At 62.5% G+C, this 22,681-nt stretch carries 24 protein-coding genes; 15 read left to right on the top strand and 9 right to left on the bottom strand.

What is annotated here, in order from left to right; all coding sequences use genetic code 11:
- The first annotated feature begins 135 nt into the window (after positions 1-135).
- From AB4Z15_RS16830 to AB4Z15_RS16810, 5 genes are all read left to right on the top strand, one after another.
- Entirely contained in the window at positions 136-1,407 is a 1,272-nt protein-coding gene (locus AB4Z15_RS16830) for a hypothetical protein (RefSeq protein WP_442018195.1), read from the top strand.
- A 45-nt stretch (positions 1,408-1,452) separates the two neighbouring features.
- The gene (locus tag AB4Z15_RS16825; protein ID WP_442018194.1) at positions 1,453-2,178 is read left to right on the top strand and encodes a TrmH family RNA methyltransferase; all 726 of its coding nucleotides are present in this window, start codon (positions 1,453-1,455) and stop codon (positions 2,176-2,178) included.
- Between the two features lie 23 nt (positions 2,179-2,201).
- Positions 2,202-3,257, top strand: coding sequence for an endonuclease domain-containing protein (locus tag AB4Z15_RS16820; RefSeq protein WP_442018193.1), 1,056 nt, complete (start codon positions 2,202-2,204; stop codon positions 3,255-3,257).
- 171 nt (positions 3,258-3,428) lie between these two features.
- Positions 3,429-4,448: a class II fructose-bisphosphate aldolase gene (gene fbaA, locus AB4Z15_RS16815; protein WP_431117919.1), complete on the top strand. Its 1,020-nt coding sequence runs from the start codon at positions 3,429-3,431 to the stop codon at positions 4,446-4,448.
- Entirely contained in the window at positions 4,448-4,870 is a 423-nt protein-coding gene (locus AB4Z15_RS16810) for a DUF3151 domain-containing protein (RefSeq protein WP_442018192.1), read from the top strand. The genes fbaA and AB4Z15_RS16810 overlap by 1 nt, the downstream gene beginning before the upstream one ends.
- A gap of 95 nt (positions 4,871-4,965) precedes the next feature.
- Here the strand turns inward: AB4Z15_RS16810 and AB4Z15_RS16805 are convergent, their stop codons facing one another.
- Complete coding sequence (locus tag AB4Z15_RS16805; protein ID WP_431117920.1) at positions 4,966-5,598, bottom strand: uracil-DNA glycosylase; 633 nt, start codon at positions 5,596-5,598, stop codon at positions 4,966-4,968.
- Positions 5,599-5,867: 269 nt separating this feature from the next.
- On the opposite strand from AB4Z15_RS16805, the gene AB4Z15_RS16800 reads away from it, so the two are divergent.
- From AB4Z15_RS16800 to AB4Z15_RS16775, 6 genes are all read left to right on the top strand, one after another.
- Entirely contained in the window at positions 5,868-6,206 is a 339-nt protein-coding gene (locus AB4Z15_RS16800) for a hypothetical protein (protein WP_442004154.1), read from the top strand.
- A 170-nt stretch (positions 6,207-6,376) separates the two neighbouring features.
- On the top strand, positions 6,377-7,105 hold the full coding sequence (locus tag AB4Z15_RS16795) for a SipW-dependent-type signal peptide-containing protein (RefSeq protein WP_442004155.1): 729 nt from the start codon (positions 6,377-6,379) through the stop codon (positions 7,103-7,105).
- A gap of 48 nt (positions 7,106-7,153) precedes the next feature.
- Positions 7,154-7,720 (top strand): signal peptidase I, encoded by a 567-nt coding sequence (locus AB4Z15_RS16790; protein ID WP_442018191.1) that lies wholly within the window; start codon positions 7,154-7,156, stop codon positions 7,718-7,720.
- Positions 7,721-7,727: 7 nt separating this feature from the next.
- Positions 7,728-8,465, top strand: coding sequence for an LPXTG cell wall anchor domain-containing protein (locus AB4Z15_RS16785; RefSeq protein ID WP_442018190.1), 738 nt, complete (start codon positions 7,728-7,730; stop codon positions 8,463-8,465).
- Positions 8,462-10,204 (top strand): choice-of-anchor G family protein, encoded by a 1,743-nt coding sequence (locus AB4Z15_RS16780; RefSeq protein ID WP_442018189.1) that lies wholly within the window; start codon positions 8,462-8,464, stop codon positions 10,202-10,204. The genes AB4Z15_RS16785 and AB4Z15_RS16780 overlap by 4 nt, the downstream gene beginning before the upstream one ends.
- A gap of 203 nt (positions 10,205-10,407) precedes the next feature.
- Positions 10,408-11,697, top strand: coding sequence for an adenylosuccinate synthase (locus AB4Z15_RS16775; RefSeq protein ID WP_442018188.1), 1,290 nt, complete (start codon positions 10,408-10,410; stop codon positions 11,695-11,697).
- A gap of 89 nt (positions 11,698-11,786) precedes the next feature.
- Here the strand turns inward: AB4Z15_RS16775 and AB4Z15_RS16770 are convergent, their stop codons facing one another.
- Positions 11,787-13,028 (bottom strand): MFS transporter, encoded by a 1,242-nt coding sequence (locus AB4Z15_RS16770; protein WP_442018187.1) that lies wholly within the window; start codon positions 13,026-13,028, stop codon positions 11,787-11,789.
- A gap of 97 nt (positions 13,029-13,125) precedes the next feature.
- Here AB4Z15_RS16770 and AB4Z15_RS16765 point away from each other — a divergent pair, with 97 nt between their 5' ends.
- Positions 13,126-13,701: a TetR/AcrR family transcriptional regulator gene (locus AB4Z15_RS16765; RefSeq protein ID WP_442018186.1), complete on the top strand. Its 576-nt coding sequence runs from the start codon at positions 13,126-13,128 to the stop codon at positions 13,699-13,701.
- 28 nt (positions 13,702-13,729) lie between these two features.
- Complete coding sequence (locus AB4Z15_RS16760) at positions 13,730-14,659, top strand: NADP-dependent oxidoreductase (protein ID WP_442018185.1); 930 nt, start codon at positions 13,730-13,732, stop codon at positions 14,657-14,659.
- Between the two features lie 62 nt (positions 14,660-14,721).
- On the opposite strand, the gene AB4Z15_RS16755 is transcribed toward AB4Z15_RS16760, so the two are convergent.
- Genes AB4Z15_RS16755 through AB4Z15_RS16745 form a run of 3 tightly spaced genes read right to left on the bottom strand, consistent with a single transcriptional unit; the run spans position 14,722 to position 16,197 of the window.
- Positions 14,722-15,312: a nucleotidyl transferase AbiEii/AbiGii toxin family protein gene (locus AB4Z15_RS16755; protein WP_442018254.1), complete on the bottom strand. Its 591-nt coding sequence runs from the start codon at positions 15,310-15,312 to the stop codon at positions 14,722-14,724.
- Positions 15,260-15,598 (bottom strand): nucleotidyl transferase AbiEii/AbiGii toxin family protein, encoded by a 339-nt coding sequence (locus AB4Z15_RS16750; RefSeq protein ID WP_442018184.1) that lies wholly within the window; start codon positions 15,596-15,598, stop codon positions 15,260-15,262. The genes AB4Z15_RS16755 and AB4Z15_RS16750 overlap by 53 nt, the downstream gene beginning before the upstream one ends.
- A complete protein-coding gene (locus tag AB4Z15_RS16745) occupies positions 15,595-16,197 on the bottom strand; it encodes a type IV toxin-antitoxin system AbiEi family antitoxin domain-containing protein (protein WP_442018183.1) in 603 nt (200 codons plus the stop codon). The genes AB4Z15_RS16750 and AB4Z15_RS16745 overlap by 4 nt, the downstream gene beginning before the upstream one ends.
- 252 nt (positions 16,198-16,449) lie before the next feature.
- Here AB4Z15_RS16745 and AB4Z15_RS16740 point away from each other — a divergent pair, with 252 nt between their 5' ends.
- Both AB4Z15_RS16740 and AB4Z15_RS16735 read left to right on the top strand, forming a co-directional pair.
- Positions 16,450-16,824 carry a MarR family winged helix-turn-helix transcriptional regulator gene (locus AB4Z15_RS16740; RefSeq protein ID WP_442018253.1) on the top strand — a complete coding sequence of 125 codons (375 nt, stop codon included), beginning with the start codon at positions 16,450-16,452 and terminating at the stop codon, positions 16,822-16,824.
- Positions 16,821-18,083: an MFS transporter gene (locus AB4Z15_RS16735; protein WP_442004165.1), complete on the top strand. Its 1,263-nt coding sequence runs from the start codon at positions 16,821-16,823 to the stop codon at positions 18,081-18,083. The genes AB4Z15_RS16740 and AB4Z15_RS16735 overlap by 4 nt, the downstream gene beginning before the upstream one ends.
- A 2-nt stretch (positions 18,084-18,085) precedes the next feature.
- Here AB4Z15_RS16735 and AB4Z15_RS16730 read toward each other — a convergent pair whose 3' ends face one another.
- The 4 genes from AB4Z15_RS16730 to AB4Z15_RS16715 all read right to left on the bottom strand — a co-directional run bounded on the left by AB4Z15_RS16730 (position 18,086) and on the right by AB4Z15_RS16715 (position 22,673).
- Positions 18,086-19,435, bottom strand: coding sequence for an MFS transporter (locus AB4Z15_RS16730; RefSeq protein ID WP_442004166.1), 1,350 nt, complete (start codon positions 19,433-19,435; stop codon positions 18,086-18,088).
- A gap of 322 nt (positions 19,436-19,757) precedes the next feature.
- On the bottom strand, positions 19,758-20,717 hold the full coding sequence (locus AB4Z15_RS16725) for a carbohydrate kinase family protein (RefSeq protein ID WP_442004167.1): 960 nt from the start codon (positions 20,715-20,717) through the stop codon (positions 19,758-19,760).
- A 118-nt stretch (positions 20,718-20,835) separates the two neighbouring features.
- Positions 20,836-21,630, bottom strand: coding sequence for an ATP-binding cassette domain-containing protein (locus AB4Z15_RS16720; protein WP_431118005.1), 795 nt, complete (start codon positions 21,628-21,630; stop codon positions 20,836-20,838).
- Positions 21,627-22,673, bottom strand: a complete 1,047-nt coding sequence (locus AB4Z15_RS16715) for an ABC transporter permease (protein WP_223947813.1) — start codon at positions 22,671-22,673, stop codon at positions 21,627-21,629. The genes AB4Z15_RS16720 and AB4Z15_RS16715 overlap by 4 nt, the downstream gene beginning before the upstream one ends.
- Positions 22,674-22,681 lie beyond the last annotated feature (8 nt).

Genomic DNA, 22,681 nt, shown 5'->3' with positions numbered 1-22,681 from the left:
GTGCCACCACCGTGGGTCGGGGGATCGACATGGTGGATTTTTTGTGTCGCCGCACTTCAGCAGGTCCCCAGCACTGGATCGACAACCGGATATCCCCAGATACGCCGGTACTCAACACGTTTGAAAGGGCCTGTCATGACCAACAGCAACGGAGTGCCGCAGCCTCCCTACAATCCCGACGGCGTGCCGCAGCCGCGCTATGACACCGGCCAGGAGCAGTATCGGCAGTATCAGCCGGGCCCGACCCAGCCTATGTATCAGCCGGAAGCGCAGTACCAGCCGGAAGGGCAGTACCATCCGGAAGCGCAGGGGCAGGAGGGCCAAACTCAGGCTCTCCCCACACAGCCGGAAGTGACCCAGGCTTTCCCCGCGCAACAATTGCCGACCCAGCAGGGTTACCCTGACGGCGAGTTCGCCGAAACGGTCCACCGCTACCCACAGACGCAGCAGGGTCAGCCCGGTTTCACCTCACCGGGCAGCGGCTACCCCGGCCAGCCTGGTTACCCCGGTCAACCTGGTTACCCTGGTCAGCCCGGCGGACCCGGCCAGGGCCCGGGTGATCACAACAAAAAGGCGCTGTTCCTGATCCTCGGCGGGGTCGCCGTCGTCGTTATCATTGCGCTGGTAGTCGTGTTCGCATGGTTGATTCCTTCGGTGACCAAACCCGTGGCCGTAGAGAGTCCGGTGTCTTCGGCCAGTGCCTCGGACGAAGCCTCCGACGCAGCGTCCGAACCGTCCGCAGAGCCGTCTGGCGAGGCAACCGCTTCCTCGGAGATTCCGGAGGGTGCTATCCCGCTGCCCAGCGTGTGGGAAGAATTTGCCGGCCCGACGAATGTTCCGGCCGACGGCGATCCGCTGTTCAGCAAGTGGGTCACTGGTGAATCTTCCTTCCAGTACCTGGCCGAGTGGACCCACGACGAATCCTTCGGGATCACCAAGGACCCCACCACCGGTGAAGAAATCCAGAAGAAGGCCCAAGGCACCGTGGAGGCGGACGGCGACGGCATTGCCCTCGCGTATGCGTTCTTCGCCGAGTCCGACGAAGGCAAGTTCGGCAAGGACCCGAAAGAGATCAAGGCCGCCATCGAGGACATCGAGGCCCGGTACAAGGGGATGACCGCCACGGAACTGCCCCAGAACCTGGTGGGCCACAAGTGCACCTCGGACTTCAAGACCTCGATGCCCGAGATCCGCGAATTCCGCCGTGGTGCTGCCGTGGTCATTGGCTTCACCTGCACCAACGCGCGCGGCGAAGAAATCCAGGCAGTCAACCTGTTCTCGGTGACGCCGTGGGGAACTCCGCAGATGCTGGGCGTTAGCGGGCACAAGACCTACTGGGATGCCCACCCCGGCCTGATGGAGCAGCTCGCCAACTCGTACCGCATCAACAAGTGGAAGATGGTCTAGGCGCTCGGGCAAAGAGGCCAAGACGGGCAGGGCTAAAGTTGAGGGGTGAGTGACCTTCCCCCCAACACGGCCCTGCCCACCCCTGCCCACACCGCAGTAGAAGCTGACGGAACCGTGGAAGTTAACGGAACCGCGGCAGAAGGCGGGGCTGAAGCAAAGCCGGAGGTCGGCGTCGGGCCTTGGGAAGGCGAGTGGCCCGTTGGCGAGCACTGGGACCCGGACCTGCTCAGGGACGGCGACCGCCGCAATGTGGTGGACCAGTACAGGTATTGGAAGCATGAGGCGATCGTCGCAGACCTGGATTCCAAGCGGCACGAATTCCACATCGCGATCGAGAACTGGCAGCACGACCTCAACATCGGAACGGTTGTGCGCACAGCGAATGCGTTCCTCGCCAAAGAGGTCCACATCATCGGTCGACGCCGGTGGAACCGTCGCGGGGCCATGGTCACCGACCGCTACCAGCACGTCCGCCATCACCCCACAGTTGAGGAGTTTGTCCAGTGGGCGCAAGGGGAGGGGCTTGCCGTGATCGGCATCGATATCTTCCCGGATTCCGTGCCGCTGGAGACCTACGACCTCCCGGAAAAGTGCGTCCTTGTATTCGGGCAGGAAGGCCCAGGCCTCACACCCGAGGTGCATGAAGCTGCCGTTGCTACGCTGTCCATTGAGCAGTTCGGCTCCACGCGCTCCATGAATGCTGCCTCCGCTGCGGCGATCGCGATGCATGCGTGGGTTCGCCGGCACGTGTTCCAGCAGCCGGTCGCCTAGTCTCTTCGCCGAGGTGGCATTTAATGGCAATCCCAGAGCTCCGGATTGCCATTAACTGCCAACTCGGCGAGCCACGGGAGCGCCAGCCTGTGGATAAGCCGACGGAGCGCCTTGTAAACCAGCCAGAATGGGGCATGCGCAGGGCATCACTTCCGGACCATCTGACCACTGGATCATTCTCTGTGCGAGCATCGGACAAGGCCGGCGTGCCTCGGTCCCGAACCCACGCCAAGGATCTGGTGTTGGTTTCGCGGGGGATCAGGGTTCCTGCCGGGTCCGATGCTTCCGGAGCTTCTGCTTTGCACGCTTATACGGATTTGGATGATTCCTCCATCCTCGTCTCGCTCTCGGCCGCACGGATCTGGGGTGTGCCGTTGCCGTCCAGCTATAGCGGAGATTGGCGCATTCACCTGGCGCGGCGGAGGGGATTTAGTTTTCCGCGGAGGGTCAATGTCGTGGGGCACTTGCTCACCTTCCAGCCGGATGAGGTGGGGGAGCACGACGGCGTCAGGCTCACCTCGCCTGCGCGGACGTGGTTGGACTTGGCCGCAACGCTGACTGTGGAGGACCTGGTTGCGGCCGGTGATTCCCTGGTCTGCTCCCACGGCGCCGATTTTCCTGTGCCCAAGGAAGCAGTGTGCAGCATTGAGGAGCTACGGAACGTGGTGGACAGGCATCCGGGAATGCGGGGAGTGCGCACGGCACGGGCAGCATTGGACCTATTACGCGGGGGCGCTGATTCTGCCCCGGAATCGCTGATGCGACTGGCACTGCTTAATGCAAACCTGCCCGAGCCCCAACTCAACCACGTGGTTCGCAATAACTTGGGCCACGCCGTGCTGTGGCCGGATGCCGCTTACCTCGAATACCGGATCTCGCTCCAATACGACGGCCAACACCATGGCTCGGCCGAGCAACATCTGCGGGACATCGAACGTCAAGAGAAGTCCCTCGCCCTGGGCTGGCTGGAAGTCCGGATCTCCAAGCACGACCTCCAAGGTGAGTGGCCCGCCGTCGTACACAAAGTCCGCCGGGCGCTCCAAAGCCGTGGGTGGGAGCCGCGCCGAGGTGACAGTTAATGGCAATGCCAGAGCGTGGGATTGTCATTAAATGCCAACTCGGCGGAAGTGTTAAGAGCTCCAGTGACCCGAAACACGGCGTCCCGGCGGATATCGCTAGGATGGGAGCTAGCCGTAAGCGGTCTACTCCAGGGTTACCAACCCACAGACGAATTCAGCATAGGAGTCACCATGCCCATTGCAACCCCAGAGATTTACTCCGAGATGATCGACCGCGCAAAGGCTGGCGGATTCGCTTTCCCCGCGGTCAACGTGACGTCGTCGCAGACTCTGAACGCTGCGATCCGCGGTTTCGCCGAGGCCGAATCCGACGGCATCATCCAGGTTTCCACCGGTGGCGCGGCCTACTGGTCCGGCGCTTCGGTCAAGGACATGGTTGCCGGTTCGCTCGGTTTCGCCGCGTTCGCCCGCGAAGTTGCCAAGAACTACAACGTCAACATCGCCCTGCACACGGACCACTGCCCGCAGGACAAGCTTGCAGACTTCGTTCTTCCGCTGCTTTCTGCTTCCGAGGAAGCTGTAAAGGCCGGCAAGGACCCCATCTTCAACTCGCACATGTGGGACGGCTCGCACGAGACCCTCTCTGAGAACCTGCGCATCGGACGCGAACTGCTTGAACGCGCAGCTGCAGCGAAGATCATCCTCGAGGTCGAAATCGGCACCGTCGGTGGCGAAGAAGACGGCGTTGAGAACGAAATCAACGAGAAGCTCTACACCACCACCGAAGACGCTCTCGCAACCATCGAGGCCCTGGGCGCCGGCGAAAACGGCCGTTACCTCACCGCCCTGACCTTCGGCAACGTGCACGGCGTGTACAAGCCGGGCAACGTCAAGCTCCGCCCGGAACTGCTCAAGCAGATCCAGTCCGAGGTTGGCGCCAAGATCGGCAAGGATAACCCGTTCGACCTCGTGTTCCACGGCGGTTCTGGCTCCTCCGAGCAGGAAATCGCTGACGCCGTTTCCTACGGTGTCATCAAGATGAACATCGACACCGACACCCAGTACGCGTTCACCCGCCCGGTTGCCGGCCACATGTTCTCCAACTACGACGGCGTCCTGAAGGTCGACGGCGAAATGGGCAACAAGAAGACCTACGACCCCCGCGTCTGGGGCGCTTCCGCCGAAGCCGGCATGGCCGCGCGCATCGTCGAAGCCGCACAGCAGCTCGGATCGGTCGGCAAGACTTTCTAATGTCCGACGAATTCCGGAAGAACCTGATGGGGCCTGAGCCCACGCTCCTGCCCGCCGAAACCGAGGTCTATCAGCACCTGGCTCTCGGCAAGGAAGCGCTGGACCTCGTGGAGAAGAACCCCACGTCGTCTCTTCTCTGGGCAATCCTCGCTGAGGAAGCCTGGGCAGAGGGTCGCACCATCGACTCTTACGCTTACGCCCGCGTAGGCTACCACCGGGGACTGGACTCGCTGCGCCGCAACGGCTGGCGCGGTGTGGGACCGATCCCGTGGGAGCACGAGCCCAACCAGGGCTTCCTGCGCGCGCTCTACGCACTGGGTCGTGCCGCCGCTGCCATCGGTGAACTCGAAGAGCCCGAGCGGATCGAGAAGTTCCTGAACGACTCAGATCCGAAGGCCAAGGCAGCGATCGAGGCCAGCTAAGGCCTGCGCTGCTAAAGCGAACGACGACGGCGGCCCTCACCAAAAGGTGGGGGCCGCCGTCGTTAGCTCGTTGCGGACTGCAACGAAGGGGGAGACTAAGCCTTGCGCGGGATGCCCGTGCGCGCCATTGCCTCGGCATAGGCGCCGTGGATGGCGTCCAGGTATTCCTGCTGGCGCGCGGGTGTGCCTGCGAAGGAGCGGCCACCAAGGGAGCGGACTTTGAAGGTCTTGAAGCCGCGGCGGGCGATGCTGGCAGGGGCGGCCTTCATCAATTGGTCGGCGAGGCGGTGTGCCTCATTGCCGTGTGCCACGAGGGCGGACGTGCGCGGCAGGATCGCGAGCAAGCGCAGGAGCGGCTTCAGGCCTTCGGTGATGTTGGCTGGCGTCAGCTTGCCCGGTTCCTCGTTGGGCTCGATCCACGGGTACGCGTTCCACGGCATCATGAGCTCCGGGCGGAGACCCAGCTGCCACTGCATGCCGAGCATGCGGGTGGCTGCTTCTTCGTCACCCGGGTTGATGAATCCTTCGCCGGAGTTGGTGCGCTGATTGGAGAAAAGGCTGACGATGCGGCAGTCATCCATGCTGTGGGCGGGGTCGATGTAGAGGACCTCGCTGCCCGGCTTCTGCTCCTTGATGGAGTCGCACAGCTCGTTGACCTCGGCGATGTGCGGTTCGTAGCGGCGGTTCCAGAGGATTTCTTCGGGTGATTCAGTCGCCAGTTCTTGCATCAGGGGTTTGGTCTCCTAGGTGTTACTGCGCGCACCTTTCCAAGGGGCCGCGGGCATGCCGCTGCCGAACCTCAAAGGGTGCTGTTGGGGGCTAACTAACCTTACCGGACTATGGGCGCTGCAGCACCCTGTTTCGGCGCGCCCCCAAATGAGACGCGGCGTGTTGCCCCGGAAACGTGTCTGGAATCTCGACGGACCGCGCAACTCCGGCCTCACCTCTGCGGCGCAGCCCTCGACGCCGGTGCGTCATTTCCGGCAAGATGCCCGGTATGGAGAAACAAGAATCGCCCGCTGCCGCCGTTACTGCTTTCCAGGAGCTGGGTTCGGAGCTCGCATCCGCAGGAGTGGTCACAGGGAAAATGTTCGGCGCCAGCTCGCTCATGCTGGACAAGAAGGCGCTGGCCTGTTTGAACGGGGACAAAGTGGTGTTCAAACTTGGCAAGGAGACTCCCGAACATGCGCGTGCCCTGGCCCTTCCCGGGGCCGTGCTTTTTGATCCGTCCGGCATGAAGCGACCGTTCAAGGACTGGGTGGAAGTGCCTTTCAGTTCGCGCTCCCAGTGGCCCGCGTTCGCCGAAGCGGCCCTTCGATTCGTGGCCGGCGGGTAAGGCGCCCAACGTCCTCCGCGCCGACGTCGAGAGCTGCCGTTAACCCTAAAGTGCACCTCCGCCGGAGGGCGCTTTTCCTTCCCCGGATAATGACGGTGAAACCACTGGTTTCGGGGGAAACCGTTCGGCCTCCCCACCAGCTCAGCATCATCAACCGTGGGGGTTAGACAATGGTCGCAAAGACGTCAACGAATAAAGCAACGAAGGTTCGCGCGCTTCTTGCGGGCGGGCTTGTCCTGGGCGTAGGTGCCGCGTTCACGCTGGCCGCCTGGACGGACAACGAGTGGGTTTTCGGTAACTCCGGTGGGGACAAAGGCCCGGGCACGCTGACCTACCACATGGAGCAGAACACGTTCAGCAACACCAACGGCACGGGCGCCGATGCGTGGAGCGACAAGCCGAACATTCCCACGGTGCCGAGCTCGACCACCGATGGCGCACTCACCTTCGGCGCCATCTCGGCCGCGCTGAAGCCCGGAGATACGGCCTATGCGCCCATGCAGCTGCGGGCAGCAGCGGGTTCCGAAGCCCTCACGGCCACTTTGGCGGAGGCAGTCAAGCTCGGCGGGACAGCCCCCGCGGCTGACACCACCACCAATTCCCTGGCCCTCTACAACGCCCTGACGTACCGCGCTGTCCAGGGTGTGACTCCGGCGAACTGTGCGGCAGGCACCCTGACCGGCGGCACGGACATCGTTGGTTCCGCTGCGGCAGGTGTCCCGTTGACAACCAACTCCAACACCCCCATTTCCCTGCCGAAGGGCGCCGATGCTGCAACGGCCGGCATGGCAGTGAACATTTGCTTCGCCATCACCCTCCCGTCCGCCGTGACCGACGTGACCTTGCAGGGTAAGCAGACGGTTCCGCTGTGGAGGTTCACCAGCATCGTCAGCTCGTAATACGGTTCTGTGACAGAGCCATTGACCCGGACCAGGAGCTCGTCCCCATTGCCCCCTTCGGCCCCTGCCTTAGGAGGGACGGGCTTCTGGGCCGTCTTGTCCCGCATCCTCAACCTCTCCCGTGAGATTGCCCTGACATTGGTGGCCGTGCTCGGGTTAGTGTGCATTGTGGCGCTGCTCCTGGGCTTCGCCTACAAAGCATCTTTCGTGGTGTTCAGGACCGGATCCATGGAGCCCATCTATCCGGTGGGAGCCTTGTCCCTCACAGTCCAGGTGCCAGCGGCGGAATTGATCCCGGGCGACGTCGTATCCGTTAAGCGTTCAGAATCCGGGGTCCTGGTAACGCACCGCGTGGTGTCGGTGGATCCTTCCGGTTCCGGCGCGTCGCTGCGGCTCAAGGGCGACGCGAACAGCTCAGAGGACCCGCTGCCCTACCAGGTGGAGACCGCCCAGAAGGTACTGGCAACAGTTCCTGCGGTTGGTTCCTGGGTGATGGCGATGCGGGGCCCCGGCTTCATCGGCGCCGCCACCATGGCGGTGGCCGCTCTTGTTGTGTGGGCGTACTGGCCCAAGCGGGCCGCCCGTCACAAAGGTGTGGTGTCAACAGGGAGGTGAAAAAGCGGTGAAGCAGTGGATCCGGGCGGTGAGGCCCGCAGCGGCAGTTTGTGCCGTCGTCGTAAGCGCGCTGGGCTGTGCCCTCCCCGCCCAGGCTGCCGACCACCTCATCCCTGTGCCCCAGACCGGGACCCCCGGCCTCCTGTGGCTCTCCTCTTCCGTGTATCCGCTTGAGTTCCCGCAACTGGGGCCGGGCGACTCGTTCGTGTGGCAGATCGGTTTGTCATTGGACAAGCCGGAGGCCAACTCTGCCCTCCAACTCACTGCCGCAGGCACCCTGGCCGCTGCTGACGGATACGCAATCGCCGTGGACGAGTGCACATCTCCGTGGCAGGGCGACAGCGGGCTGAACCAGCACCTGGAATGCCCCGGCGGGTCATCAAGGTCCAGGATTGCGCCCACCCGTCTCAACGACTGGAACCAAGCCATCCGAATACCGCTCAGCAACCTCCGGACGGGAACGTCGCCCTACCTCCGCTTCACCTTGGCCGGGCCTCCCGACGCCGGCCCTTCCGCGGACGCGACGCTCACCTTGGGTATCGGGGTCAGTGCCATGGGGGACGACGACGGTGCCAGCGCACCTTCGCTGCCACCGGTGGCCGATGGCGGAAGCAAGGAACCCCTTGGAAACACCGGTGCCTCTTCCCTCCCGGCACTCTTCGCTGGTGGCGCGATGCTCCTCCTGGGAACGGCCGTCCTGGCATCGATGAAGCGACCGCGTGAATCCAAGGGACACGACGCATGACGGCCCGGGGCTCGCTGGTCCGCCGGGCATTCCTCAACCGGCCACGTCGCTCGATCCTCGTCGCGGCAGTCTCTGCCATCGCCTTGGCTGCCACCACGGGCCTGACCACCGCGGCCTGGACAGACAGCGAATGGGTGAAGAGCGCCGTCGGAGTGAGTTCGCCCGGGGACTGCAGTACCAACTCCATGTTCACCAACCAGGCTTGGGCAAGGGAACTGCACGGCACAGTGCTCAACACCAACCTGGATACCGTGGCGGGAGTCCAGGGGCTGACCGTGGTGAACAATGGCACCGTAGCCACCCCCACACCGGTCTCTGCCGTGCTTGTACCTGGCACCACCGATGCCTTCGTCACAAAAATCCCGGTCACGGCCTTGGGCAGCAGCCCGGTCTCGCTGGGTCTGGGATTAGGGGCGCCAGTGGGTAGCTTGGGCACCTACTCGCAGTGGGCTCGATCGCAGAAGAGCGGGCAGGCTCACGGAGCGGCCGGCCTGGTGTCTGATCAGACCGGTGCCGTGGACGTCGCCGGCACCGCGCAGGGAGCCGCCTCTGCGCCGAAGTCGGCCAGTATTTCCTTGGGAAACATCGTCCCCGGTTCCTTGGCCGGCGTGACATTGGACGTTGGGGCCGTGGCGTCGTCGTCAGCGCTTGACGCCTGTGTCATGACCAACGGCTGGCCGATGCTGAACCCCACTCCCACCGTGCAGCGCCAGTACGGGATCGCCGGGCTGGACCTGACGGCGGCCATTCCCGCGGTCGGGACGTTGTCCACCGGTGGGGCGTCGTTGGTGGCGGCTGTTCCCACGCAACTGAATGCTTTGCTGGGGACGGGCGGGTTGACCACGGGGATCTCTGATGGCATCAAGGGCATCGTGGACCCACTGTTGACCACGCTGGCGGTGGGGACCTACAGCACTACGGCCACGTTGTCCGCCCCGGATCTGAGCGGGGTAACCGCAATGATGACCGAGTCCATGACCGACGGGATTGTCACGGTCAACCTGGGAACCGGCACCATCAAGGTCAACATCGCGGCCCTTACAGGCAGTTCAGTGACGGGTCTCAATGGCATGGAGCCCAACCACGCAGTGGTCCTGGACGCCGCCATGGCCACCGCCGTCACCAACAGGGTCACCGCGTTGCTGGACTCGTGGAAGAACCGCGTGCTGGCGGCCGTTAACACTGCACTCAGCAGCATCTCGCTCCAGGCAACCACCACCATTGACCTCAAGGCTCCGGTGCTTGGGACCCCCCTGGCCAAAGTGACTGTTGTCATGGGACCAGCCTCTCTTGGCAGTTTCCTCGCGGGCACGGCACCTGCACCCCAAATTTCCACCCAGGTGCTGGGAGGTAACGCGCTCGGGGTGGTGACAACGTTGCTCAACTCCCTCCTGGGTCCTCTGACAACCGGCAGCAACACCGTGGTCAAGAACGTCCTCAACACCACCATCTTCAACACGGGAATTGTCGCCAACCTGGGCAGCAGCCTCCAGTTGCTGATCACGCCGGTGATCAACGCCGTCGGGCCTGTCCTGACAGCAGTCCGCACACTGGTGGCCATCAATGTCAACGTCCAACCCGATCAAAGCTGGCCAGGCACCAAGCCGGCTGACGTTACGGCAGCGACGGGGGAGTACAAGGTTTCCGCCATTCGTGTGGGGCTGGTGGACAGTGCGGGTCTGCTGAGTCTTTCGTTGGGCAGTTCGTCGGCCGGTCCAGCCGCCCTGGCAGTACCTTGACTTGTCCACAACTCCACGCCAACACCGGCCAAACACCAGAGAAACCGTTGCCATCGGCTAAACTTGGCTGGTAAGAGCCCCGAAACTCTTGCGTACGCTGCCGTCCGCGGCAGGCTGCACCGGTAAGTCGGGGCATTCTCATGTACGGCGTCGAGTCCCGGCCATCCGGCCTGGTCTCGCCCGAAAGAATGGGGGAGGATCCCATGCCCGCTATCGTGATCGTCGGAGCCCAGTGGGGCGACGAAGGCAAAGGCAAAGCTACCGATCTGCTCGGTGGCCGTGTTGACTACGTGGTTAAGCCCAACGGCGGTAACAACGCCGGGCACACCGTGGTGGTTGGCGGTGAGAAGTATGAGCTGAAGCTCCTTCCCGCGGGCATTCTGAGCCCCAACGCAATTCCCATTATTGGCAACGGCTGCGTGGTGAACCTCGAGGCACTCTTCCAGGAAATCGACGGCCTTGAGGCCCGTGGCGCGGACACCTCCCGCCTGCGCGTATCGGCCAATGCGCACCTCGTCGCCCCGTACCACCAGGTTCTGGACAAGGTCACGGAGCGCTTCCTCGGCAGCCGCGCCATCGGCACTACCGGCCGCGGCATTGGCCCGGCCTACATGGACAAGGTGGCCCGCCTGGGCATCCGCGTCCAGGACGTCTTCGATGAATCGATCCTCCGCCAGAAGGTGGAGGGTTCGCTGCGCCAGAAGAATGAACTCCTGGTCAAGGTCTACAACCGCCGCGACATCGTGGTGGACGAGATCGTGGACTACTTCCTCTCCTTCGCTGAACGACTTCGCCCGCTGGTTATCGACAGCACGCTGGAGCTGAACAACGCGTTGGACGAGGGCAAAGTTGTGCTCATGGAAGGTGGCCAGGCAACGTTCCTGGACGTTGACCACGGCACGTACCCGTTCGTCACCTCATCCAACCCGACGGCGGGCGGTGCGTCCGTCGGCTCGGGTATTGGTCCCACGCGTATTTCCCGTTCCATCGGCATCATCAAGGCTTACACCACACGTGTTGGCGCCGGTCCGTTCCCCACTGAACTGTTCGACGAAATGGGTATGTACCTGCAGAAGACCGGTGGCGAGTTCGGTGTAAACACCGGCCGTCCCCGCCGTTGCGGTTGGTACGACGCCGTGCTGGCCCGCCACGCTTCCCGCGTCAACGGCTTCACGGACTACTTCGTGACCAAGCTGGACGTCCTCACAGGCATCGAGCAGATCCCGGTCTGCGTTGCCTACGATGTGGACGGCGTCCGTCACGACGAAATGCCCATGACGCAGACGGAGTTCCACCACGCTGTGCCGATCTTCGAGTACTTCGACGGCTGGACCGAGGACATCACCGGTGCCCGCACCCTGGAGGACCTCCCGGAGAACGCCCGCAACTACGTGCTGGCCCTGGAAAAACTCTCCGGCACGCGCTTCTCGGCCATCGGCGTCGGCCCCGACCGGGACCAGACGATCGTGGTACACGACCTGATCAACGACTAAGTTTCACTGCAATTTACGACGACGGCGGGTCACCCTCGGTTCCATGTTGAACCGGCGGGTGGCCCGCCGTTTTGGTCACGCCGTTTTGGTCACGGGAGGACTGCGACCGCCTTCTGCGCAGCATCCGATCTCAACCTAGCTGCCTGGACGATGATGCCCACTGCGGCAGCGGCCATGATGACCACTCCGTAGGCCTGCAGTGTGGGCACAAGTCCCCAGATGGGCGCGAGAAGGCCAGCGATGATGACCGGCACGCTGAAGGCCAGATAGGCCGCCGTATAGATGGCGGAGAAGACTCCCGCGCGTTGTTGGGGCTGGATATGGGGTGCGATCAGGCGAAGTTGCCCTCCAAAGGAGCCGCCGAATCCGAGACCGCCAAGTACGGCGCCGACCCAGACGGCGGCAAGCCATTTTTCACTGACTCCCAGGAGGACCGCCACTATCCCCACCAGGATGAGGGACACTCCAACAAGGGAGCCATGCCGGGCAGGGTGCCGGGCGAACAAGAGCCCTGCAATGGCGGCGGAGAATGGACCCAGAAATGCGGAGAAACCTGCCACCAGGCCCCCATCCAGTGCAAAGTGCAGCCGGAGCAGTGGGGGGAAGAGCCCAAGGAAGAAGGCAGGGAACATCCAGCCGGCAATGTGAACCGGGATGCCCGCTGCGAATTCTCGTCGGATGCCAGCTGGAAGACTGAGCCGGGGTGTGAGGGATCGAGCTGCCCCGGGGCGTTTTGGCGTTGTTTCTGCTGTAAACCTGACAAAAACGATGGCCAGGATCATGACGCCCGTGAGAATGGCGAAAATGAGCAGGTTGGCGTCCGCTGTGAACTGAACTGCGGCACCCGTTACGAGGGCTCCGATGCCAAGACCCCCAGCCACTGACGCACCCGCAAGGCCGCCAGCGAGTTTCTTACGGTGTGACGGTGCTTGCTCGGCGATGGCTGCGTTGAAGGCGCTTGTTGCAATGCCGGTGGCGATTCCTTGCAGGGCCCTCGCGATAATCATCCAGGTAATGGTGGATGCAACCATGAACGCGATCATGGAAATCAGCTCGGTGTACAAGGCAATCAGCATGACTGGGCGCCTGCCCAGGTGATCCGAAAGTGAGCCTCCCACCAGCAGCGCTGCCAACAGGCCTATTGCGTAGATGGCGAAGGCGAGGCTAAGGGTGGCCGCCGAAAAGCCCCACTCCTGCTGCCGGAGCGAGAGCAAAGGCGTGGGTGCCCCTGCCGCGAAAAAGAATGCGGCGAAGACCACGGCTAGCCCGGGAAAAGCCGCTTTGGCCGGGAACGTGCGGGGTGGCCGGGATGGTGACAAGGTACGGGACAAGTGAAGCTCCTTAGACAGAACGGTCTAATCCCAGTTAGACAGGTCGGTTCAATAGAGTCAAGAAATTTTAGACAGATCTGTCTGATATGCTTAATGCATGGCCTCCACCAAACTTCCGGCTCGTCAGCGGCTCCTCGATGCTGCAGACAAGTTGTTTTATGCCGAAGGTGTCCACACTGTTGGCATTGACCGCCTAATCGAAGAGGCAGGCGTAGCCAAGGGCTCGCTCTTCTACAACTTTTCGGGCAAGGACGATCTAGTCGCCGCCTACCTGGAGGGTCGCGACCGTCAACGGCGCGAACGCATTGCGAGGTTCCAGCAGGGTTTGGATGATCCGGTCGACAAGCTCTTGGCCATCTTTGATGCGCTGCAGGAAACGGTCTCTTCTCCCGGATGGAGGGGATGTCCCTTCGCCAATGCCAGCGCAGAGGCACTTCCCGGAAGTGTGGAGGCCGAGGCGCTCCGGGCCTTCCGGGACTGGCTTTCAAATGCGATGCTTTCCCTCTGTGAAGAAGCAGGCTTTGTCGAACCGGCAGGCGTGGCCGCCCGGCTCCGGCTGCTCTACGACGGAGCTGTATCGAATTCAAATCTCGATGCGCAACCAGAAGCTGTGGGCTGGGCTAAAGAGCTGGCCGCGAAAGTTCTGCACGAGTCACCTCGCGCGTCGGAATAGCCTCGCGGGGAGGGCAGTTGTCGCAAGCATGAAGGCAATTACCTATAGCGAGTATGGAAACCCGGACGTCCTTGAGCTGACCGAGCAGCCAATGCCTAAAGTTGGCCCGGGCATGGTCCTGGTGAAGGTAAAGGCGGCGTCGGTAAATCCTGTCGACTGGAAGATTATGGCCGGTTACCTGGACTCCTTCATGGATCTGCAGTTCCCGGCCATTCCGGGGTGGGATGTGGCGGGAGTGGTGGAGTCTGTGGGAATCGACGCCCCGCATTTCAAGCCCGGCGACGAAGTTATCTCCTATGGCCGCAAGGACTATGTTCACGGCGGAAGTTTTGCTGAATACATTGCGCTCCCGGAGCGGCTTCTTGCCAGGAAGCCGGCCTCCCTGGATTGGAACCAGTCGGCCGGGCTTCCTTTGGCCGGTCTCACGGCCTTCCAGGTGCTCAATCGTCTAGGGCTCAAGGCGGGAGAGACGGTTTTGATCCATGGCGGTTCTGGCGGTGTCGGATCCCTCGGCGTTCAGATCGCCGTGGCGCTCGGCGCACGGGTCATCGCGACCGCGTCGGAAAGGAACCACGAATTCCTCAAGTCCCTCGGGGCCGAAGCGGTGGCATATGGTGAGGGGCTGTCCGATCGCGTGCGTGCGCTGAGTCCTGCTGGAGTGGACGTTGTGGCGGACTTTGCAGGCGGAAACCTCGAGGCGACGCTGAAGGTCCTGTCCGACGGAGGTCGGCATGCGTCCATTGCGGACAGTGAGGTGGAGTCGCACGGCGGAACCTGGATGTGGGTGAATCCCGTTGGTGCCGAACTGCAGCAGCTCGCTGACCTGGTGGACGAACACAAGATCCGGGTAGAGGTAGCGGAGGCGCTTCCCTTGGCTAAAGCGGCAGATGCGTTCCGGCTCAACATGGAAGGGCACACTCGCGGAAAGGTTGTGCTCACGGTGGACAGCGGGGCTTGATGAGTCTGGCTGCACGCACGACGGCGGCGCGCCACTTCGGTGGATTGACGGGCGACAGACCCCTAGGACCATGATCGCGTGCCAGGGTTCCAGCTGTGGTGATCGGCCGCCGTGCCGTTGAAGACTGGCTCGATAAACGTCAGCACAAGTTCGACCTGGGCCTCCAGGTCGCGCTGGCACATCTCCTCAAGCTTCAGTTTCCGGCGCCACGCCGCCCATTTTGCCTGCCTGCCATCCTGGCCGTAGCCACCGAGCAGGCCGCGGAGTGGGGCGAGATCGACGCCTCGATGTTGAGCAACTTGAATTGCCGCTTGCCTTACCTCCCGGGCCTTGAACTCGAATCGCTCAGAGAGGAGTGCGACATCGAGTAGATCGCGCCAGCGGGTGCTGGCCGTTCCGCGCTGGAGCATCGTCACTGTTTTCTCAGCAATTACGGTGAGGAGAGGATGGCCCTGCATCTTCACGAACCCGGAAAGCAGTGACGGAATTTTGATGAGCTCCGGCGCGGGCCAGATGGGGTCGCCTGTGCTGATGTCGAGTTTGATGACGATATTTGCGCGATACAACGTCGCAGGTAGGGCCACCCGTAGACCGCTGTATTCATCCTCGTCCCGAATCTGCTCGGTCGTCAGATCGTCGGTGTTGAAAACCAGGCCGTCGTCGACGACGACGTCGGAAACCGTTTTTGACCACTTCGGTGATACGAGTTACGTCGAGTTGGAAGTCGAGGGCCTGCATATCGATGTCGCGCGTGGGTCGGCGAAGAGCATGAGCTGAGAGCAGGACCCCGCCCTTGAGGCAGAAATCACCAGCATGACGGGTGTCGCTGAGCCGCGCAAGAAATCGCTCCAGTGCGTATAAGACGAAAATCTCCTCCGATGGCCGACCCCTTTTGCGCGCAACGGCTTGCAGTTGCCGGTAGATCTCGCTGGAGCTCATAGAAGGACCTCCATGGCCACACGAAGGGGTCCTTTGGATCGAGGAATAGCCGTGGAAAGCTCCATGAGTCGTGCCGGTTGTGATCCAGGGCGCTTGAGCCAATTTCTCAAGGCTTCGATGCCCGTTTCATATCCGGCGCTGGCTCGAAGGCGGAAGGCGTCAACTATGGATCGTTCGGCCGAATAGATGCCTATGTGGGCATCTTCCACGCCTTCAATCGGGACCAGGGTGCGGTCGAGATCGAACGTTGCTTTGTCGAACTGATGCCAAGTGATTGGTCCCGCGATTTTCGGAGGCGTCTTACCGCGCGGTAGGGCCAAGTCAATTGTGGAAGGGATCTCGTCGATGAGGCCGTGCCTCGCAAGTGCGCTGCTGAGGCAGATGGTAGCTAACGGCGCCTTATATGCAGCCTCAAGCAGATCCAAGTCGGCATCGAGACTCCGGCTCAAAAAGTACAGCCCTGGTCCTAGTTGATCGATAACGCCCGAGTCGCGGAGCCGATACAAGCTCGCCTTTGGTACCCCCAATCTAGAGGCCTCATTGACGGTGAAGGGAGAGCCCTTGGGGAGCTTGTCGATGAGCGGACTGCGATAGACCATGGATAAATTGTACGACAGATAAGTTTATGTGTCGTAGAAAAGATCCATTGCAGCTTAAGCGAGCGTTCCTGCTGTGCTGCACCATTGCGTGGACAGCCTGCCGGGCGAGGAGCATAATAGTTAGCGGAGCTAATTAGCACTGCTAACTATTATGCCAACCTCAGGAGGCGCCTCCCAGTGACCGCAGCTATTAACGACGGACCGGCGGAGATTCAAGCTGACGTTCTTGCCATTGATCTTCGAACCGCGGTGATGCGGACATCCCGCAGGCTGCGCATCGAAGCCACTGGCGAGGTTATTACTCCCGGGCAGTACACGGTGCTCGCCCACCTAAATTCCGGTTCGCAGACGCTGCGGGAATTGGCCGAGCTGGAGCACGTCCAGGCACCGTCGATGACCCGGATCGTGAATGCCCTGTCCGGGCAAGGTTTCGTGTCACGGCAGGCCAACCCCGAAGACGGCCGGCAGGTCCACATCAGCATCACTCCCGCTGGCCAGGAAGTTCTGGCCGAGGCCCGCAGCCAACGGACTGCCTGGCTTGCCCAGCGCGTAGCAGGACTCAGCGAGGAGGATCGGCTGACGCTCAGCCGGGCCGCGCACATCATGCAGGAGATGAGCGCCAAGTGAGTGCCATGTTCCGCGCCCTCGAAAGTCCCAATTACCGGCTCTGGGCTGGCGGCGCCCTGGTGTCCAACGTCGGCACCTGGATGCAGAGGGTGGCACAGGACTGGCTGGTCCTGACGGTCCTCACCAATCACTCCGGAACGGCAGTGGGCATTACCACGGCCTTGCAATTCCTGCCTATGCTCCTGCTCGGGCCGTATGCGGGCGTCCTGGCCGACCGCTATCGCAAGCGCGTGATCCTCCTCTGGACGCAAACGGCCATGGGAATCTGCGGGCTGATCGTTGGCCTTCTGGTGGCAACGGGTGTTGCCCAGTTGTGGCACGTCTATCTCGCCGCCCTTGCCTTGGGGTTGGCTGCGGCCATCGACGGCCCGGCCCGGCAAGCGTTCGTGTCAGAACTTGTTGGCCCTGACAGGCTCTCCAATGCCGTGGCCCTGAACTCGGCGTCCTTCAACAGTGCCAGGCTGACCGGCCCGGCCATCGCCGGTGTGCTCATTGCATGGATCGGGACGGGCCCGGTGTTCCTTCTCAACGCCGCGAGCTTTGTGGCCGTCATCGTTTCCCTCTGGCGGGTTAAGGCATCGGAGCTGGAGCCAGCAACGCCAGTGGCCCGCGGCAAACACCAATTGACCGAGGGCCTCCAGTACGTGCGTCAGCGCCCGGACCTGGTCCTCATTTTGCTGATGGTGGGCCTCCTGGGCGCCTTTGGTATGAACTTCCAGGTAACGAATTCGTTGATGTCCACGGCGGAGTTTGGCATGGGGCCGGAGGCGTTTGGCCTCCTGGGATCCATCATGGCCGTGGGAACGCTCGCGGGTGCGTTGCTTGCCGCCCGCAGGTCCGGCCCGAGGCTCCGTTTCATGCTGGGCGGCGCGCTGAGCCTCGGCGCTTTTACCGTCCTGGCGAGCATCTCGCCGTCGTTCTGGATTTATGCGGCAGTACTTGTTCCAGTAGGGCTGGCGTCCATCACGTTCCTGAACAGCTGCAACACCACCATCCAGTTGTCCGTTGAGCCCCAATTCCGTGGACGCGTCCTCGCGCTGTACCTGGCCATCCTGCAAGGCGGGACCGCAATTGGAGCACCCCTTATGGGCTGGATCGGCACGGAATTCGGGGCCCGCTGGGCTGTCGCATCAGGCGGGGTGGTGGTCTTGGTGACCGCCGTCGCTTGCGTGATCCTGGTCAGCCGCCGAAGCCAGAAGACGCTCCGTGAACATGTGCGCAGTGCATGGCTGCGGAGACGGGCAACCCAAGTGTCTTGAGGCTAGCGGACCTCAAGCTCCTCCAGCGTCTTTCCCTTGGTATCCGAAGACAAAAGGGTGGCCAGCGCCGAGACAAGGCAGATGCCCAGAGTGGTCAGGCCGATGACCATGGGGATGTTCGCAGATCCTGGGGGAGCGATGGCCGTGAACAAGCTCGGGAAGAACGAGGCGATCATGAGGCCGATGTTTTGTGAAACTGCGAAGCCCGTCACCCGCATCCGCATAGGGAACTGCTCCTGGAAGAACGTGGCGAAAGTGGCGTTCCACATCTGGAACAGGATGCCCTGGACGATGACAACGCAGACGAAGATCAGCGGCAGGCTGCCCTGTTCGATCGCCCACAGGTACACCATGGTCAGCAAGCCGCCAGCTATGCCGCCTGCAACCATGAGTGTCCGCCGGCCAATCCGGTCTGACAATGCCCCGAACAACGGGATAGTTACCACTGCGGCTACGTTTGCTGCCATGGTCACCCAGAGGAATTCACTGCTTGAGAAGCCGTTGCCGTAGCTCTTCTGGGTAGCGAAGGACACGCCGAAGATCAGGGTGGCCATGCCGATGACGTTCGTGAACGTCATCGCAACGCATCGGACCAGGACCCACGGGTGGGTGCGCAGGAGGTCTGCAAGGGGGAAGCGGCGTTTGGTGCTTGGCTCTTCCGACTGCGCCAGGTAGGCGGGGGGCTCCTGCACGCGGCGGCGAATGATGTAGCCGGCCAAAATCACGACGGCGCTGAGAAGGAACGGCACCCGCCAGCCCCAGGAATGGAACTGATCATCAGGCAGGAGGGCGGCGAGCGGAATGAGGACAGCAGTGGCGAGGATCGAACCCACCTGCGTGCCTTGAAGGCTGAAGCTAGCGAAGAAGCCGCGCCTTGCATCGGGGGAGTGCTCTACGATCATCGCGCTGGCACCACCGAGTTCGCCAGCGACCGCGAAGCCCTGGATCAAGCGGAGAATCACCAGCAGGACGGGCGCAAGAAGCCCCACCTGCCCGTAGGTTGGCAGGAGTCCCACTGCGAAAGTAGCGAACCCCATGAGCAGCATCGCGAAGACGAGGACCCTCTTGCGTCCATGCCTGTCACCGTAAGCACCCAGGACCACTGCGCCGAGCGGGCGGGAAACGTATCCCACGGCATAGGTGGCCAGGGAGGCGATGATGCCTACGGTGGGGTTCTCCGTGGGGAAGAAGATCGTGGGGAAAAGCAGCGTCGCGGCCAGTGAATAGAGCGCGAAGTCGTAGTACTCCAGCGCGCTTCCGATCCAGCCGCTCATTGCGGCTTTCTTCGGGTCCTTCCGGCCGATGGTGTCGTCCTGGGTTGAAGGGGTATCCCTCCGGTGCGTGACGGTCATTCGCCGAACTCCTTTGTCGTCGTTGGCAAGGAACAAAAACTCTTCCAATCCAGGACTGAACAATGCGGTGCTCATTCAGCATGAGGAAGGTTACCTGTGGTTGATCCCACTCTTGAATCGATTCATTAATCATACGATGTGACCTGCGATACGTCAAAGGATCGCTGTCGGAAGAGTTGTTCAGGGAGACGCAACGGAAAAACGCACGACGGCGGCAGGTCGCCCCGGCACCCAAAGAACCGTTGGTTCGTCGGAACCGAAAGGCGAGCTGCCGCCGTCGTGATTTGATCAGGAAATCAGGCCATTCGGAGAAAGGCCCTGGTTAAGGCGCAACAGCAAGTTTCGCACTGAGGGACATGCCCAGCCGTGCCTGCAGTTCTGAAACGGTGGGCGGGTTGGCGCCGGAGCGGCTGACCGTGATGGCCGCGGCCATGGAGGCAGTTTTTCCGATGGTTTCCAGTGCTCCCGGCGCAAATCCTTCTTCGCCCTCTGCCAAAAGGCCGAAGATGAGGGCGGACATATAGGAGTCGCCCGCGCCGATGGTGTCAGCAACCTCGGTTTTCACGGAGGGGATGCTGAGCTTCGCGCTTTGCGTTGCGAGGAGGGCGCCGTCGGCGCCCATGGTGATGACGGCCAGGCGCGCCCCTTGCTCGAGCAGGCGGGACGTGACCTCGTCCGGAGACGCCGTCGGGTAGAGCCAGTGAGCATCTTCGTCGCTGAGTTTAACCACGTCCGTGAGCGGGAGCAGGTCCTCGAAGATAGTCTTTGCCTCGGCGTGGCTACCAAGGAGGGCGGGGCGGATATTGGGGTCATAGGTGACCAGGCACGACTTGTGGCCTTGCTCAAGAAGGGAGCGAACAGTGGAGGCTCCCGGGGCCAGGAATGTGGCGATGGATCCGGTGTGCAGGACTTTCGGGATCATGGCCGGCGCTACTGGAGCCAGTTCCCAGGCGATATCGAACTCGTAGCTGGCCGAGCCATCTGCCGCCAACGTGGCAGTAGCGGTGGCTGTGCGTTCAAGGGACGTTGAACCAGGAAGAAGCCGGACGCCTGCGCTCTGGAGGTGGTTGGCGATGGCGGTACCGTGTTCGTCTTCGCCGATTGCTGTGAGCAGCCCCGTGGATACGCCGAGCCGGCCAAGGCCGTAGGCCACGTTCGCCGGCGATCCCCCTGGATAGCTGATGGTTCCTTCGAGCGTGTTAACGATGTCGATCAGGGCTTCGCCGATAACAACAACATCCAGCTGGTCGTGGGCGGAGGTGCCCGGGGCAGGCTTATGCATCTCGGTTCTTTCGTCGGTACCGGCTGGACGGCCGGGTGTGGATCCGTCCGCGGACCTGTGGGCAGGTCCGCGGACGGAGAAGGGGGTTCCGTTTGGAACGGAAGGTGCGGCGCGCCTGTCAGGCTTTGGCCGCACCTGTCATGATGGCGACGGCGTCGGTCATGGTGTGGGATTGCGGGGTGATGGTGGCCGCGCATTTACCCAGGCGCTGGATGTGGATCCGGTCGGCCACATCAAACACGTGGGGCATGTTGTGGCTGATCAGGATGACAGGCAGGCCGCGGTCACGAAGGTCGCGGACCAACTGCAGTACCTGATTGGATTCACGAACGCCCAGTGCCGCCGTCGGTTCGTCAAGAACAACCACCTTGGATCCGAATGCCGCCGCACGGGCAACGGCGACGGCCTGGCGCTGGCCGCCGGAAAGGTTCTCCACCGGCACAGTGACGTCCTGCAGGGTAGAAATGCCCAGCCGGGTCAGTTCTTCCTTGGCCTTCTTGCGCATACCCTTGGTGTCAAGCATCCGGAAGATGGTCCCCAAGGGCCCGGGAAGACGCTCTTCACGGCCGAGGAACAGGTTCGACGCGACATCCAGGGCCGGTGAGACGGCCAGGTTTTGGTAGACCGTTTCGATGCCGTGGACCCGGGCGTCCTGCGGGCGCTTGAAGTGGACCTGCTGTCCGGACACGAAGATTTCTCCTGTGTCCGGAACTTCGGCGCCGGTGAGGCACTTGATGAGCGTGGACTTACCGGCACCGTTATCGCCGATGATGGCCAGGACTTCGCCGGGGTAGAGATCCAGGTTGACGCCGTCGAGGCCAACCACCCGGCCGAAGGTCTTCACGAGGTTCCTGGCTTTAAGGATGGGCTCGCGGGTTTCGGTGTGTGAGGCTGTAAATTCAGTCATGGTCATGACTTGACCTTTCGGATCCACTGATCGACGGACACGGCGATGATGATCAGGATGCCCACCGCGAGGGTCTGGTAGAGCACATCCAGGCCAGCGAGGGAGAGGCCGTTGCGGAAGACGCCAACGATCAGCGCTCCGAGCAAGGAACCCCAGATGGAGCCGCGGCCACCGAAGAGGCTGGTTCCGCCAATCACGACGGCGGTGATGGAGTCCAGGTTCAGATCGACGCCGGCGTTGGGGCTTGCGGCGTTGGTACGGCCAATCTGGATCCAGGCGCCGACGGCAAGGACGGCTCCTGCGGCCAGGTAGACGCTCATGAGGACGCGGTTGACGGGAATACCGGCCAGGCGGGCTGCTTCCTTGTCATCGCCCACGGCGTAGACGTGCCGTCCCCAGGCGGTCTTGCCCAGGATAAAGGCGACGGCGATGTAGAGCAGGAGCATCATGACGACGCCGGTGGAGATCCGGACGGGTCCGATCGGGAAGGTGCTTCCCAGCCAGGTGAGCACACCGGGCATTGCGGATCCGCGGACGGTGCTGCCGCCGGAGTAGAGCAGGGTCAGGGCGATGAAGATGTTCAAGGTTCCGAGCGTGACGATGAACGGCGGGAGCCGGAAACGTGTCACGAGGAAACCGTTCAGTGCACCTGACGCAAGTCCCACGATCAAACCGGCGATGAGTGCCAGTGGACCTGGGACCCCACTGCCGACAGCCATCTGAGCGATCACCATCGAGGACAGGATCATGACTGCGCCGACGGAAAGGTCGATCCCAGCGGTCAGGATGATGAGGGTCTGAGCAATGGCCAGGGTTCCGACGACGGCGACCTGCTGGGTGATCAACGAGAGGTTCTCTACCCGAAGGAAGCGGTCGTTGAGGAGTCCGAAGACCACCACCGCGATCAGCAGGACAATTGCCGGGCTGAGGGCGGGGTAGCGGTGGAGAATGTTGCGGATTCTGCTGAGCGGCGTTTGGCGGTCGAGGAATTCCTCGGCCAGATCAGCGTGCCCGGCGCTCGGGGGGCCGGCGGTCTGTTGCTGGGTCACTTTAGGTT

This window comes from Paenarthrobacter sp. 2TAF44, from assembly GCF_052114885.1.
Classification (GTDB): Bacteria; Actinomycetota; Actinomycetes; order Actinomycetales; family Micrococcaceae; genus Arthrobacter.
Note: the sequence above shows the minus strand (reverse complement) of the source record. Positions and strands in the feature narration are given on the sequence as shown.

Excerpts from the sequence above, each read along its gene's own strand:
- AB4Z15_RS16830 (WP_442018195.1), top strand. The coding sequence starts at position 136 with ATGACCAACAGCAACGGAGTGCCGCAGCCTCCCTACAATCCCGACGGC.
- AB4Z15_RS16820 (WP_442018193.1), top strand. The coding sequence starts at position 2,202 with ATGGCAATCCCAGAGCTCCGGATTGCCATTAACTGCCAACTCGGCGAG.
- fbaA (WP_431117919.1), top strand. The coding sequence starts at position 3,429 with ATGCCCATTGCAACCCCAGAGATTTACTCCGAGATGATCGACCGCGCA.
- AB4Z15_RS16810 (WP_442018192.1), top strand. The coding sequence starts at position 4,448 with ATGTCCGACGAATTCCGGAAGAACCTGATGGGGCCTGAGCCCACGCTC.
- AB4Z15_RS16805 (WP_431117920.1), bottom strand. The coding sequence starts at position 5,598 with ATGCAAGAACTGGCGACTGAATCACCCGAAGAAATCCTCTGGAACCGC.
- AB4Z15_RS16800 (WP_442004154.1), top strand. The coding sequence starts at position 5,868 with ATGGAGAAACAAGAATCGCCCGCTGCCGCCGTTACTGCTTTCCAGGAG.
- AB4Z15_RS16795 (WP_442004155.1), top strand. The coding sequence starts at position 6,377 with ATGGTCGCAAAGACGTCAACGAATAAAGCAACGAAGGTTCGCGCGCTT.
- AB4Z15_RS16780 (WP_442018189.1), top strand. The coding sequence starts at position 8,462 with ATGACGGCCCGGGGCTCGCTGGTCCGCCGGGCATTCCTCAACCGGCCA.
- AB4Z15_RS16775 (WP_442018188.1), top strand. The coding sequence starts at position 10,408 with ATGCCCGCTATCGTGATCGTCGGAGCCCAGTGGGGCGACGAAGGCAAA.
- AB4Z15_RS16765 (WP_442018186.1), top strand. The coding sequence starts at position 13,126 with ATGGCCTCCACCAAACTTCCGGCTCGTCAGCGGCTCCTCGATGCTGCA.
- AB4Z15_RS16760 (WP_442018185.1), top strand. The coding sequence starts at position 13,730 with ATGAAGGCAATTACCTATAGCGAGTATGGAAACCCGGACGTCCTTGAG.
- AB4Z15_RS16750 (WP_442018184.1), bottom strand. The coding sequence starts at position 15,598 with ATGAGCTCCAGCGAGATCTACCGGCAACTGCAAGCCGTTGCGCGCAAA.
- AB4Z15_RS16745 (WP_442018183.1), bottom strand. The coding sequence starts at position 16,197 with ATGGTCTATCGCAGTCCGCTCATCGACAAGCTCCCCAAGGGCTCTCCC.
- AB4Z15_RS16740 (WP_442018253.1), top strand. The coding sequence starts at position 16,450 with ATGCGGACATCCCGCAGGCTGCGCATCGAAGCCACTGGCGAGGTTATT.
- AB4Z15_RS16730 (WP_442004166.1), bottom strand. The coding sequence starts at position 19,435 with ATGACCGTCACGCACCGGAGGGATACCCCTTCAACCCAGGACGACACC.
- AB4Z15_RS16725 (WP_442004167.1), bottom strand. The coding sequence starts at position 20,717 with ATGCATAAGCCTGCCCCGGGCACCTCCGCCCACGACCAGCTGGATGTT.
- AB4Z15_RS16720 (WP_431118005.1), bottom strand. The coding sequence starts at position 21,630 with ATGACCATGACTGAATTTACAGCCTCACACACCGAAACCCGCGAGCCC.